The following is a 13,962-nucleotide window of genomic DNA, read 5'->3' on the forward strand; positions in this document are numbered from 1 at the left end:
AGCCCTATAACACAAGGTGGGGTATGCCGAAAAGGGGCGGTAAATCAAAAACGGCCCAAATTCCGGGCATTTCGCCGGAGTATTGGGATGTTTGGGGCGGGCGCCACGTGCCGCCGCCGGCGACGATCGACGCCATTGCGCGCGTTTTCGAGACGTCCGGCAACCCCGATCGCGCGCTCGCGCCGCCGGCGCTGGTCGTTCGGGAGGGCGAACCGATCGCCTGCCCGCTCGCCGATGCGCATCCGGGCGAGCGCATCGTGTGGCGGCTTTGGGAGGAAAGCGGCGCCTTGCGTTGCGGCGACGCGGCGGCGGAGTCTCACGGCAATTCGGGAGTCCGGCTGATCGTCGCCGCGCAACCCGCGTCCGGATATCACCGCCTCGTCATCCATCGCGACGGCGCCGCGCCGCCGCCGGGATATTTCACGCGGCTCATCGTCGTGCCTCGCCGCGCGTTCGAACCTTCGGCCATCGCCAAAGATTCGCGTGTCTGGGGATTTTCGACGCAACTCTACGCCCTGCGTTCGGAGCGAAACTGGGGTATCGGCGACTTTTCGGATCTGGCGCGCCTTTGCGAGATCGCCGGCGACCTCGGCGCGGACGTTGTCGGGGTTTCGCCGCTGCACGCGCTTTTTCCGCATAAGCCCTCTCACGCGAGCCCCTACAGCCCCTCGAGCCGCAATTTTCTCAACACGCTTTTCATCGACGTGGAGTCCGCTCCGGGATTCGCGGATTCCGGCGCCGCGCGCGCGTTGATTTCCTCGCCGCGCTTTCAAAGGCGATTGTCCACCGCGCGTCGCTCGAAGCTTGTCAATTACGAACGGGTCGCCGACCTGAAACGCGCCGCGCTGGCGGCGGCGTGGGACGGTTTTCGCGCCGCGCATCTCGATACGGACTCACCGCTGGCGGCCGAGTTTGGTGCGTATTGCGAGGATGGAGGCGCCCCGTTGCGGCTCTTTGCGCTTCACGAGGCGTTGCGCGAGGCGATGCACGGGGAGGACTCCGCAAACTGGGGGTGGCCGGCGTGGCCCAACGCGTATCTCCAACCGTTTGGCGCGCGGATCAACGCCTTCCTTCTGGAGAGGCGCGACGAGATTTTCTACCACGCGTGGTTGCAATGGGTCGCGGATCGGCAACTCGGCGAGGCCGCGCGGCGCTGTTTCGAGCGCGGGCTTGGACTTGGGCTTTACCTCGACATCGCCGTCAGCGTCGCCGAGGACGGCGCGGAGGCGTGGGCGCATCAGGACGCCTTCGCGCTCGGCATGTCGGTCGGCGCGCCGCCCGACGATTTCAATCGGCTCGGGCAAAATTGGGGCGTTCCGCCGTGGAATCCCCGGCGCCTTCAATCCGCGCGTTACGAACCGTTCATCCGCCTGCTGCGGCGCAACATGCGTCACGCGGGCGCGATCCGGCTCGATCACGTCATGAGCCTGATGCGCCTGTTCTGGATCCCGCGCGGCGCGGCGGCCAACGAAGGCGCGTACGTCGAATATCCGCTGGCCGATCTTGTGGGAATCGTCGCGCTCGAGAGCGTGCGAAACGCGTGTCTTGTGATCGGCGAGGATCTCGGCACCGTGCCCGAAGAGGTGCGGACGGCGCTTGCCGACGCGGGTGTGCTCTCGTACCGCGTGTTCTGGTTTGAGCGCGAGGCCGACGGCGCGTTTCGCGCTCCCGGCGCGCTTGAAAAAAATGCGCTTATCGCCGCATCGACGCACGACCTGCCGACGATCGCCGGATATCTGCGCGAGCGCGATATCGACTGGCGCGCGAAGCTGAACTTGTTTCCCCAGGCAAGCGGCGAGGCGGCCGCGCGCGCCGACCGGCGCGAGGAGAAAAGGCGCCTTGTGCGCGCGTTGCACGCGCAAAGATTGGGCGAGGGTGTCACCGAGCGATCCGCGGCCGGCAAGCGCGCCCCCGCCGCGAAACTATCGCGCGACATCCACGCGTATCTCGCGTCGGGTCCGTCGAAGGTGCTCGCCGTGCAGTGGGAAGACGTGCTCGGCGTCGTCGATCAGCCGAATCTGCCCGGCACGATCGACGAACACCCGAACTGGCGCGCCAGGCTGCCGATCGATATCGAGGACATTCCGGGCGATTCGCGCGTCGCCAGGCACGTCGCGGCGATCCGCGCGCGGCGCGAGCCGTCGCGGGGATAGACCGCACCGGGTATCGTGCGACAGGCGAGCGGCGACCGGCGACAGACAATAATCGTGATCGTTATCGGGGCACGTTTCAACGCAATCCTCGATCATCAATCCTCGGCTCCCTGTACACCACACGCCGAATCGGCTAATGAGGCCGCTCCTTTTTGAGCCGATTTTTCATGCGCCATCTTTTTCGCACCGTCACCCTGCGCCGATACCGCGAGCATCCGCTCCGGACCGCCCTGACGCTGACGGGCGTCGCGCTCGGCGTGGCCGCGAACATCGCCGTGCAGATGATCCTCGCGACGATGACCGACTCGTTTTCGTCGATGATCGACGCGGTCGCCGGCAAGGTAGAACTGCAGATCACCGGCGGCGAGGCGGGCGTCGCCGAAGAGCTCTACGAGCGCCTGTCGCGCGGCGAGGCGGGCGAAAAGGCCGTGCCCGGCGTGGCGGCCGTCATCCCCACGATCCAGACCGTTACGAAATTCGCGGGCGAAAACCTGCTGATCCTCGCGGTCGACACCTTGAACGACTCGGCCGCGCGCTCTTATCGCATGACGGACGCGAGCGGCGCCGAAGTGACCGATCCGCTTGAGTTCCTGAACGCGGTGGACACGATTCTCGTGGCGCGCGACTTTGCGAATCGACACGGCGTCACGGCCGATTCCACAATCGAACTTTTGACGAGCCAGGGACGAAAGCCGTTTCAGGTGAAGGGGTTCCTTGAGGCCGAGGGGCCGGCGACGGCGTTCGGCGGCAACTTCGCGTTGATGGATGTATACGCGGCGCAGGCGTATTTCGGACGCGCGGGACGCTTTGACGCCATCGACATTGTCGCCGAAAAGGGCGCGGACGTTGCGGCGGTGAAGGCCGCTCTCGAGGCCGAACTTGGCGGCGCCTACGACGTGCAGCGGCCCGAGCAACGCAACGAGGGCGTTGACGCGATGCTCGCCAACGTGCGCATGGGCCTTCTCATCATGACGTTTGTCGTCGTCGCGATGGGCGGGTTCATCATCTTCAACACCATCACGACATCGGTGTACCAGCGCATGCGCGAGATCGGCCTTTTGCGGATGCTCGGCGTGACGCGCCTTGGCATCGGAGCCGTGTTCGCGATCGAGGGCATCATTTTGGGCCTTGCCGGAGCGGTGTTGGGCGTCGCCGCGGGATACGCGATCGGCCGCGTGACGATTCTGCGTTATATCAACGACATCACGAGTCTCCTCGTTCCCGCCAACACGACGCACGCCTCGTTCGATGGAGAGATGATCGGCTCGGGTCTTGCCATCGGCCTTTTCATTTCGCTCATCGGCGCGCTCTGGCCGTCGTTTCGCGCCGCGCGCGTTTCGCCGTTGGACGTTGTGCGTTATGGCCCCGGTCTTTCAAGCGGGCAGGGCGCCCAACTGACGCGGTGGACGGTTGTGGCCGGAATTGCCGCCGCTTTGCTTGCGATCGCGCTTTTCTATCCGCCGATCGCCAAATCCGCCGACGGCGTGCGTGCGGCGATGGCCGGCGTGCTCGTGCTGGCCGTCGCGGTGGTGCCGCTTTTCATGCGCGGATTTCTGGGCGCATTCTCGCGCGTGACGGCCGCCGCGCGGCACGCGCTGCCGCGCATGGCGTCCGATAACCTGCGCCGCGATCTGGGCCGTTCCGCGATGACCGTCGCCGCGTTCATGGTCGCGCTCGCGGTGATGTTCGAGATCTACCTGTTCATGAACTCGATGAAGCGCGAGATCCGCGACTGGATGGACAACATCCTCCAGGCGGACATTTTCGTCAGCTCGTCAAACGCCTTCGCGACGCGCAATTCCGTGCCGATGGATCCCGAAATGGGCCGCGAGCTTGAAAAAATACCCGGCGTCAAACACGCCGTCGAGTTGCGCATGCGCCTTCACGACTACGAGGCCGAGCGTATCCTGTTGCTTTCGATCGATTTCACCGACTATTTCAACCGCAAGCGCCTGCAATTTCCGGACGGATGGGACGAAGACGCGGCGGCGCGCTTTCGCAACAACGAGGGCGTGCTGCTTTCGCAAAACTTCGTGACGCGCACCCCGCCGCTGGCGAGCGCGAAAACGATCCGCCTGATGACGCCCGCCGGCGCGCGGGACGTGCCGATCCTGGGGACCATCGTCGATTACGCCTCGGAGACCGGTACGGTCATGCTGAATCGCGGCCTGTATCTGGAACTGTTCCGCGATCCTCTTGTCGATACGTTCCACGTTTACCTGAAAGACGGCGCCGATCTCGAAGGCGTGCGCCACGCGATCGACGAATTGTCGGGCGATCGCTTCGACCTGTTCGCGCTGTCCAACCGCGATTTCAAGAAGGCGATCTTCGAGGCGCTCGAACAAATCTTCGCGCTGGCCGTTTCGCTTGAGATCCTCACGATCGTCATCGCGGTCATCGGCATCATCAACAATCTTCTCGCCAACGTCATCGATCGCACGCGCGAGATCGGCGTGCTTCGCTCACTTGGCGCGACGCGCGGGCAGGTGGGGCGCATCTTTTTCGTGCAGTCGGGGTTGATGGGATTTTCCGGCGCGGTCATCGGAGGCGTCGCGGGACTGGCGCTTGCCCACATCCACCTGCAGCGCCTGAACGTGCTCGTGGTCGGCTGGAAAATGCCGCTGCACGCCTCCGGACCGATTGTCGCCGGCGCGTTCGTCGGGTCGATTCTGCTCGCGATCGCGGCCGGCCTTCTGCCGGCGCGGCGCGCGGCGAACCTGACGGTGCGCGACGCACTGAAGTACGAATGACGATCGATGGGTTGAAGGACGGATCGCGGGACGGATACCGGTAGCCGTCGAGTCGTCAGCCGTCATCCGTCGCTGATTGCTGAAAGCTGAACGCTGAAAACCGATCGCTGACGGCTGATTCACCAGACAATGACGCTGCCGTGGTCCTTCTCTTTGCGGATCGATAGCACATAGTTTTTCGACACGAATCCGAACAGCAGGGTCGCGCCGCCGGCGAATACCGCCGCGCCGCCGGAGATTTCGATCGACTGCGTCACGCCAATGAGGGCAAGGCCAAGCGCGACGACAAGGAGCGTCAGGGCCACCGACGACTCCGCGCACAGGCAAAGAACGCGGTGGCGTTCACCGGCCGCAGGCAGAATGAGTAGGCGCGCGATATCGCGCAAAAGACCCTGCACGAAAAGAAGGCCAGCCAAGGCGCCGATGGCGACTCCGGCAGGCACGGCGAAGGTCATCCCGCGCGCTGAGTCAAAGGCGGCAAGAATCAGAAGGACGATGATCGCAATTTCCGTGCGATCCATTTGCACGAGCCGTCGCGCTCGCGCGTCTTCGCCTCCCGTAAGGACGGTTCTTTCGGCGACCAAGGCGATCCCCCCAAGCGGCGCCCACATTTGGACAAGGAGCAACAGCGAATTGCCAAAAATTTATACAGCGAAATTAGCGAAACAACAATAGATATTGCGGAAAGAACGCGATAATACGCGAATAAGAAATATTAGAAGTGAGCCGCGCCGCAAATTTGGAGGTAACAGAGGCCGTTTGCTTCGAATATCGCCCGATCAGTGGTCCTCGAGCGCCTGCGCAAGGTCGTCGACGAGGTCGGACGCGGCCTCGATGCCGATCGAAAGCCGGATATTCGATGGCGTGATCCCGGCCCCCAGACGTGCCGTCTCGTCCATGGACGCGTGGCTCATAGTGGAAGGAATTTCCACGAGCGATTCGACGCCGCCAAGCGACTCGGCCAGGGTGAAATAACGAAGGCGCATGACAAAGCGCTCGGCCGCCTTGGCGCCGCCCTTGATGTCAAACGACACCATGCCGCCGGGCCCGGCCATCTGCCGCTCGGCCAATTCACGCTGGGGGTGATCGGGCAGGCCCGGAAAATACACGCGCTCGACATTCGGATGCGTCGCGAGGAATTCGGCGACCGCCCGCGCGTTCTCCACGTGCGCCTTCATGCGCAGCGGCAGCGTCTTCACGCCGCGCAGAACGAGAAAGGCGTCGAACGGCGAGCACGCCGTTCCAAGCGCGTTCACCAGAAACGCGATGCGCTCGCCGATCGCGGGCTCGCGCGCGATGAGCGCCCCGCCCACGACATCGCTGTGGCCGTTGATGTATTTGGTCGTCGAGTGGACCGCGACATCGCAGCCAAGTTCCAGCGGGCGCTGGAGCGCGGGGCTGCAAAAGGTGTTGTCGCAGAACGTCAGGAGATTTCGCTCGCGCGCGATCTCGACCATCGCGGCGATGTCCACAAGGTTGAGCAGCGGATTCGAGGGCGTCTCGATCCAGATGGCGCGCGTCTTGTCGCTGATGGCGTTACGCACGATCGCCGGCTCGCGCATGTCCACGAACGAAAACTTCAGCCCCATGCGCGGCGCGACGCTCGCAAACAGGCGGTAGGTGCCGCCGTAGATATCGTGGCCGGCGATGATGTGGTCGCCGGCTTCGAACAGGAAAAGCGACGTCGCGATCGCCGACATGCCGGTGCTGGTCGCGCGGGCCAGGCACCCGCCCTCAAGCGCCGCCAGGTTTTCCTCAAGACCCGAGCGCGTCGGATTGCCCGAACGCGTGTAATCGAAACCGGCCGTCTTGCCCGGCTCGATGAACGCGAACGTCGAGCTGGGGTAAATCGGCGAGGTGACCGAATTGTAGGCGGTATCCATCTTGACGCCCGTGTGGACGCATTGCGTTTCAAACCGCGGCTTCGTTTTCTTGTCGGTCATGCGAATCACTCCCGAAAAACCGGAGAGAAAAGTCGGGGAGACGTATCACGCGGCGCGCGCGCGGATCAAGCAAGGCCGGTCAGCCGGATGTCAGGCCGAAACGGCGCGGTCGCGCTGTTCGATGAACCGGCGCAGCGCCTCGTCCTTTTCCTCGACGGTCACGGCGGTCCGTTCGAGGGACATCCGCAACAGGACGCCGGCGTAAATGTTTTGCGGATTGGCCGAGCGCACGGCCTCGAAGTGCCGCGCCGCCTGAGACGGGTTGCCCGAAGCGGCATAGGCCATCCCCAGGCACAGGTTTGGCACCTCGCCCTTGGGCATCATGTCGAGCGCGCGGTCCAGGTTCTTGCGCGCCTCGACGCCCGCCTTTCCCGCGGAGCGTTCGGCGAGATACGCCGCCAGTCCGTATTCGGCCAAAAGCGCCGGATCCTCGTCGGACAGCTCCACGGCGATCGCGAGCGCGGCGGCCGCGGGGCCAAAGTCCTCGAGCAGGTAGAGCTGGTGCTCGCCCTTCCGGCGATTGAGCTCGAGCTGGTTGGCGATGAACGCCTCGCCGAAGGCGCGCCGCCGGTACTGATTCCGCGAATGTAGCGGCAAAAGCGTCTTGTAGGCGCGATCCACGTATTCCAGAAACTGCCGGCGCAGATCGCGTTCGGCTTCGCCGGCGGTTTTCATCGCGCGCTCCTCGCGCGTGCGCAGGCGCTCGTAGGCCGATTCGATTTCCAGGCGGTTGACGTTCCAGTGCACGCCGAGCAGGTCGAAGTGGTTGGTGGAGGGCAGCGCGGCGACGCGCTCTTGCAGGTCGCGCAAATCCTCCGATTCGCCGCGTGCGCGGGGGCGGTCGCCTAGTTCGATCGCGCCAAGCAGCATCATCGTCCAGACGAATTTTTCGAGCGCGGCGGGCTTGAGCCGCGCAACGGTATCCAGGCGCGCCATCGGTTGATCGCCCTCTTTCAGCGCTTTCTCGAGGCGCTCGCCGACGTCCCTCGAAACGATATCCGTGATGCCGAAGGGCGGGCGGGCCGCCGCGCCGACAAATTTCTGCTGAATGTTGTTGGCGGGCGTATGGGGAATGCGCGAAAAGGGATAGGCCTTCCAGACGAGCGAATAAAGGAGGCGCGGCAGGTCGATGTCGATCGCGTGCACGCGTTGCGCAAAGGCCGCGCCCCGATAGAGTTCCCACGCGCCTCCGTCCCAATCGCAGATGGCGCGCAGCTTCACCTCGACATGGCGCACGAGCAACTGCGGCAGGCGCTCGTGGTCCAGAACGCCCAGGCGCGTGAGCGCCTCTCCCTGCATGATGCCGCGTTCCTTCCGCATGGCGAGCGATTGCAACACCGAATCCTGCTCGATGAGGCCCGCGCGCTGCATCACGCGGCCGAAGGTTTCGCCGGGATCGAACGGGTGCGCCACGACGTTCAGAAGCCGCCCGTCGAGGTAGACCAGGTCGCGGTAGCCGTCGCCGCCGCGGATCCGCAAGAGGCCCGTCGTATGCTCCGCGGCGGTGTTGGCAATAAGGCGGAAGACCGTCTCCAGGTTCCAGGCGCCCTGGCGATCCGGCGCGGATATCTCGATCGGCTCGCGTGCGACAGCCGGCGCTACCGATTCAAACGAAACGACCGGCTCATCAATGGCGGGCGTCTCCTCGTCGGCCGGGCGCCGGCGTCGGTGACGCCGCGCCGACACGATTTCGCCACGAAGCTGCGCGGGGGCGTCCGGATCGTCGAAATAGACAAGTTCATGTTCGAGAAGCCGCGCGAAAACGTCGAGAACGACGGATACCGGCACGTGCAGGCCGTTGGCCAGGTCGCCCAGCGAGCTGATCCCGTTGACGTGGGCGATCATCTGCACTTCGCGCTCGTCAAGAGAGACGACAAGTTTGTGAAAGTCGATCGACGTGTTGAGTTTGGGGACGGCGCGCGTCAAATCCATGATTCATCTCATAAACCGAAAAGGGTAAAGAGCAAAGAGGCCATGGCAAAGAAGAAAGGGGAAAGGGGAAAGAGGAAAGAGGTTGGATGACGATGGAAATCGGCATGGCCGCGCGCGATTTCCGTCGCGTCCATTCGATCGATCGACCGCGCGCGCCGTTGGCCGCGCTTGCCATTCGCGCGAAAACATGCGGAAAGGGAATTCGCGCCGTGCCCGCCGCGGGAATCGCCCCGCCTGAATCCGCACCGCATTCGGTGACGGCGCGTTCAATATGCCAAATTCCGAAGACGACAACGGCAACGACACGCATACTCAGCCCGCGCGGCACTTAGGCCCGCTTGGCCGCGGGCTTCGCCTGATCGCGGCGGCGCCTTATTACGCCTACGGGTATTTGATCGCGCGCCGGCGTTACGACGGCGTGCACGTCCGCCTGTCGGGCGCGTATCCGGAAGTCATCGCCACCTCCGCGCTGAGCGCGTTTCGCAAGGACCGCGTCGATTTTGCCTCGCTTGTCTTGCGGCTCCGCCACGTGGTGCGCGACGAGCGCGCCCGCGCGGCCGTCGTGGCGATCCACCCCTTGCGCATCGGGTACGCGCGCGCGCAGGAGATCGCTCGCCACCTGCACGCGATTCGCGCGGCCGACAAAAAGACGGCGGCGATCCTTTTCGGCGGCGGATTGCCCGAATACCTTCTCGCCGCGGCGTGCGGACGGATCGTCATGCCGCCGGGGTCCATTCTTTTTCTCACGGGATTGACGCTTGAGTCCGTGCACGTCAACGAGCTGCTGACGCGGCTCGACGCCCAGCCGGATCTGTTGCACGTCGGCAAATACAAGAGCGCCGCGGAGACCTTCACCCGCAAGAGCCCGTCGCGCTACGCGAAGCAGATGCTGAACGATCTGGCCGACGGCACGTACGACGCGCTTTTATCCGACGTCGCGAAATATCGCGGCATGACGGTGGATGCGCTGAAAACGCTCATCGATCGCGGACCGTACACACCCGGTGAGGCCAGGGACGCGGGGCTGATCGACGCGGTCGATTACGCCGAGTCGGTGCGCGCCGACGTGAAAAAATCGCTCGGCAGCGCGCGCTTGATTCCGCTCGCGAGGCATCACCGCGTCCGCCACGCGCGCGCGGCCGCGGCCGCGTACGTCGCGAACGAGCCGCGCGTCGCGGTGCTCACCGCGGCAGGAGCGATCGTCGACAAGGCGAGCTCCGGCGCCATTCAGGTGCCGCAACGCGAGTTCTGCCGCGCGATCGACGCGCTGCGCCGCAACAAGCGCGTCGGCGCGGTCGTCCTGCGCGTGGCGTCACCCGGCGGATCGGGAACGGCCAGCGATCTCATTCATCGCGAACTGACGCGCCTTGCGAAAAAGAAACCGCTCGTCGTTGCGTTCGGCGATGTCGCGGCATCGGGCGGATATTATATCGGGTGCGTCGGCCGTCCGATTTACAGCGAGGGGGCGACGATGACCGGATCGATCGGCGTGATCTCCGGCAAGTTCGTGCTTCGTGGATTGTACAAAAAGATCGGCATCGCCAAGGAGATCGTCGCGCGCGGCGCGCACGCGGCGATCTTTTCCGAATACACGCCGTTTTCCGCCACCGAGCGCCAGAAGATGCAGGCGATCAACGAGCGTTTTTACGAGCTGTTCAAGGAGCGCGTCGCCGCCTCGCGCGGAATGCCGGAAGCCGACGTGGAGACGGCCGCGCAGGGGCGCGTGTTTGTCGGGAAACCGGCCCTTGGCTTCAAGCTCGTGGATCGCGCGGGCGGCCTGTGGGAAGCCGTTGTCGAGGCCGCGCGTCTGGCCGGCGCGGATCCGGCGAAAATGCCGCGCGTCGAGCAGGTCGAATACCTGCGTGCGCCGCTACTGCGCGCGGGCGGGTTGCTTGGCGTTGACGCGTTCTTTCCCGCCGTGGATGTCGAACTGGCCTCGCTGGCCGCGCTGTTTACCGGCGAGACGCTGGCGCTGTCGCTCGTCGTTCCCAAGGCAAACGGCGCGCTTCCCTGGTAGCGCGCCGCGCCGGCGATTCGGATTCGTTTCGCTAGTCGCGCGAAAGGGCGACCAGGTACACCAGGTGCAGGATCGCGGTCAGCATCGCGGCGACGTACGTCAGCGCGGCGGCGGAAAGCACGCGCCTCGCCCCGCTGATCTCGTCGTCGCGCAACAGGCCCGTATTGCGAAGCTCGGCCAGGGCGCGGCTGCTCGCGTTGTATTCCACCGGCAGCGTCACGACGTGGAACAATACCGCCGCGGAATACAACACGATGCCGATGCTGATGAGTACGGGAATCTGAAAGAAGAATCCGCCGAAAACAAGCGGCCACATCAGGCTCGAACCGAAGTTGACGACCGGCACCAGGCCAAGGCGCATCTTCATCGGGGCGTAGCCGTCCTTGTCCTGCAGGGCGTGGCCGGCTTCGTGCGCGGCGATGCCGAGCGCGGCGAGCGACGTGCTGTTGGCGACGTCGGGCGACAGACGCAACGTGCGGTCGCGCGGGTCGTAGTGGTCGGTCATCTTTCCGGGAATCCCCTCGATACGCACCTCTTGCAAGCCCGCGCGGTCGAGCAGATGGCGGGCCGCCTGCGCGCCGGTGAGACCCTGCCCGCTGCGCACCTTCGAGTACTTGCGAAACGCGCCGGAAACGCGCATCTGCGCCCAGATGGAAAAGATGATCGCCGGAACCAGAATGACGACCCAGGGACTGAAGACAATCGGCATGGATGAACACTCCTCGAACGCAATGACACGCGCGTTCGATCAAAAGATAAGTCGCCCGGCGCGCGTGTCAACGAAAAGCGTCGGCCTCGACCGGCGCCGCGACGATATTTCCCGGTTGCGGCGATTTGGCGGCGGGTGGTAGCGTTCGCGGCATGGACCGTCAGGGCGCCGAAATCCGCATCCGCGAGCTTCGAAATCAGATCGGGCATCACAATCGGCTCTATTACGAGCTCGACCGGCCGGAAATTTCCGACGCGGAATACGACGCGCTTTTTCGCGAACTCGAGCGCCTGGAGGCGCAATTTCCCGAACTGGCTTCGCCCGACTCGCCAACGCGGATGGTCGGGGCGAAGCCGGCGGAAAAATTCGAGAAGTTTCGCCACGCGCAGCCAATGCTTTCGCTCGGAAACGCGATGGATGCCTCCGAACTTCGCGAATTCGACGCGCGCGTGCGCAAGCTGCTCGAATTGCCGGCGGAGCGCGGCATCGATTACGTCGCCGAACCGAAATTCGACGGCCTGGCGGTCGAGCTCGTTTACGAGAATGGTGCACTTGTCGCCGGCGCAACGCGAGGCGACGGGTTTGTCGGCGAGCTCGTCACGGAAAACCTTCGGCGCGTTCACGGCATCCCCGCGCGCCTCGCCAAGGGCGCGCCCGCGCTGGTTGATGTGCGCGGCGAGGTTTACATGCGCACCGACGATTTCGTGGAACTCAATCGACGGCGCGAGGAGGAGGGGGAGGCCGTTTTCGTCAATCCGCGCAACGCGGCCGCGGGCTCGCTGCGCCAACTCGATCCGCGCGTCACCTCCGCGCGGCCGATCGCTTTTTTCGCGTACGGCGTCGGCCGCCTGGAGGGTGCGCGCCACGCGCGGCAATCGGAGATCCTCGAGGCGCTGGCCGCCTGGGGGTTGCCGGTCAACGATCGCTGGCGCGTTTGCGGCGGCATCGACAAGGCGGTCGCTTTTTATGATGACGCCCTCGCGCACCGGGCGTCGTTGCCCTATCAGATCGACGGGGTCGTGCTGAAGGTCAACGATCTCGCGTGGCAAGACCGCCTCGGCTTTGTCAGCCGCAGCCCGCGCTGGGCGGTCGCCGCGAAGTTCCCCGCCCAGCAGGCGCGGACGGCGATCCGAGGCATCGAGATCAACGTCGGGCGCCTGGGCACGCTGACGCCGGTCGCCAGGCTCGAACCGGTCTTCGTCGGTGGCGCGACGGTATCGAACGCATCGCTGCACAATCAGGACGAGATCGACCGTCTGGACGTGCGCGTCGGCGATACGGTCGTCGTGCAGCGCGCGGGCGACGTCATTCCGGAAGTCGTTTCCGTCGTCGCCGAATTGCGGCCGGACGGCACGAAGCCGTTTTCGATCCTCGAGGCCGTCGGCGGCAAATGCCCCGCGTGCGGCTCGGACGCCGTGCGCCTGCCGGGCGAGGTGGCCGTGCGTTGCATCGGGCTCGCGTGCCCGCGCCGGCTCGTCACGGGCATCCTGCATTTCGCGTCAAAAAACGCCGTCAATATCGACGGCCTCGGCGAAAAGATCGTCACGCAGCTCGTGGACAAGGGGCTCGCCAAATCGCCGGTCGATATCTTTCGCCTTTCGCGATCGGACTGGGCCGACCTTGACCGCATGGCCGAAAAAAGCGCGGACAACATGCTGGCCGCGATCGAGGCGAGCAAGAAGACCACGCTTGCGAAATTCGTGTACGCGCTTGGCGTCCGGCACGTCGGCGAGGCGACGGCCAAGGCGCTCGCCGACGAGCTTGGCTCGCTCGATGCGATCCGCCAGGCGGATGAGCAAGCTCTTGCGTCAGTCCCGGACATCGGCCCGATCGTCGCCCGGTCGATCCACGGCTTTTTCGCCGATCCGAAAAACGCAGCGTTGATCGACGAGCTTTTGGCGCAGGGTTTCGAGTTGGCCGCGCCGGCGCGCGTCACCGGCGGGCCGTTTTCCGGAAAGACGTTCGTGCTGACCGGGACGCTTTCGGCAATGACACGACCGGAGGCGGGCGCGCGGATCGAGGCGCTAGGCGGGCGCGTCGCGGGTAGCGTGTCAAAAAAGACGAGCGTCGTTGTCGCGGGCGAGGAGGCGGGAAGCAAACTCGACAAGGCGCGCGATCTCGGTGTCGAGATCTGGGACGAGGCGCGCTTTCTCGCCGAGATCGGGGAAACGTCATGACCGAAGCCGCGCATGTCGTCGTGACGGGACTGGTGCAGGGGGTGTTTTTTCGCGCGAGTGCCAAGGCGAAGGCGCGCGAGCTTGGTCTTTCGGGCTGGTGCCGCAATCGCCCGGACGGCGCCGTAGAGCTTGTCGTCGAGGGCGAACGCGCCCGCGTGGAAAAGATGATCGCCTGGTGCCGGCAAGGCCCGCCGTCCGCGCGCGTGGACGGCGTGAGCGTGGGATGGGTCGATCCCGCGGGGCTGACCTCGTTTGAGGTGCGCCATTAAAGGGCGGCACGC

Annotated in this window: 9 protein-coding genes; 5 read left to right on the plus strand and 4 right to left on the minus strand. The window is 65.0% G+C overall.

All coding sequences use genetic code 11. The features are described from left to right. Nucleotides 1-107: 107 nt before the first annotated feature. Both malQ and K8I61_04670 read left to right on the plus strand, forming a co-directional pair. Nucleotides 108-2,153 (plus strand): 4-alpha-glucanotransferase, encoded by a 2,046-nt coding sequence (gene malQ / locus K8I61_04665; GenBank protein MBZ0271305.1) that lies wholly within the window; start codon nt 108-110, stop codon nt 2,151-2,153. Between the two features lie 167 nt (nt 2,154-2,320). Beyond that, nucleotides 2,321-4,903: an ABC transporter permease gene (locus tag K8I61_04670; protein ID MBZ0271306.1), complete on the plus strand. Its 2,583-nt coding sequence runs from the start codon at nt 2,321-2,323 to the stop codon at nt 4,901-4,903. Between the two features lie 119 nt (nt 4,904-5,022). Here the strand turns inward: K8I61_04670 and K8I61_04675 are convergent, their stop codons facing one another. The 3 genes from K8I61_04675 to K8I61_04685 all read right to left on the minus strand — a co-directional run bounded on the left by K8I61_04675 (nt 5,023) and on the right by K8I61_04685 (nt 8,778). Next, a complete protein-coding gene (locus K8I61_04675; protein ID MBZ0271307.1) occupies nt 5,023-5,424 on the minus strand; it encodes a hypothetical protein in 402 nt (133 codons plus the stop codon). 258 nt (nt 5,425-5,682) lie between these two features. Beyond that, the gene (locus K8I61_04680) at nt 5,683-6,846 is read right to left on the minus strand and encodes a PLP-dependent aspartate aminotransferase family protein (GenBank protein MBZ0271308.1); all 1,164 of its coding nucleotides are present in this window, start codon (nt 6,844-6,846) and stop codon (nt 5,683-5,685) included. Between the two features lie 90 nt (nt 6,847-6,936). Then, nucleotides 6,937-8,778 carry a hypothetical protein gene (locus tag K8I61_04685; protein ID MBZ0271309.1) on the minus strand — a complete coding sequence of 614 codons (1,842 nt, stop codon included), beginning with the start codon at nt 8,776-8,778 and terminating at the stop codon, nt 6,937-6,939. A 271-nt stretch (nt 8,779-9,049) separates the two neighbouring features. Here K8I61_04685 and sppA point away from each other — a divergent pair, with 271 nt between their 5' ends. Then, nucleotides 9,050-10,795, plus strand: coding sequence for a signal peptide peptidase SppA (sppA, locus tag K8I61_04690; protein ID MBZ0271310.1), 1,746 nt, complete (start codon nt 9,050-9,052; stop codon nt 10,793-10,795). 31 nt (nt 10,796-10,826) lie between these two features. Here sppA and K8I61_04695 read toward each other — a convergent pair whose 3' ends face one another. Continuing rightward, the gene (locus tag K8I61_04695) at nt 10,827-11,504 is read right to left on the minus strand and encodes a zinc metallopeptidase (protein ID MBZ0271311.1); all 678 of its coding nucleotides are present in this window, start codon (nt 11,502-11,504) and stop codon (nt 10,827-10,829) included. A gap of 152 nt (nt 11,505-11,656) precedes the next feature. On the opposite strand from K8I61_04695, the gene ligA reads away from it, so the two are divergent. Then, on the plus strand, nt 11,657-13,681 hold the full coding sequence (gene ligA, locus K8I61_04700; protein MBZ0271312.1) for an NAD-dependent DNA ligase LigA: 2,025 nt from the start codon (nt 11,657-11,659) through the stop codon (nt 13,679-13,681). Then, complete coding sequence (locus K8I61_04705) at nt 13,678-13,950, plus strand: acylphosphatase (protein ID MBZ0271313.1); 273 nt, start codon at nt 13,678-13,680, stop codon at nt 13,948-13,950. The genes ligA and K8I61_04705 overlap by 4 nt, the downstream gene beginning before the upstream one ends. Nucleotides 13,951-13,962: the final 12 nt, after the last annotated feature.

This window comes from bacterium (genome assembly GCA_019912885.1).
In the GTDB taxonomy this organism is placed as follows: domain Bacteria; phylum Lernaellota; class Lernaellaia; order JACKCT01; family JACKCT01; genus JAIOHV01.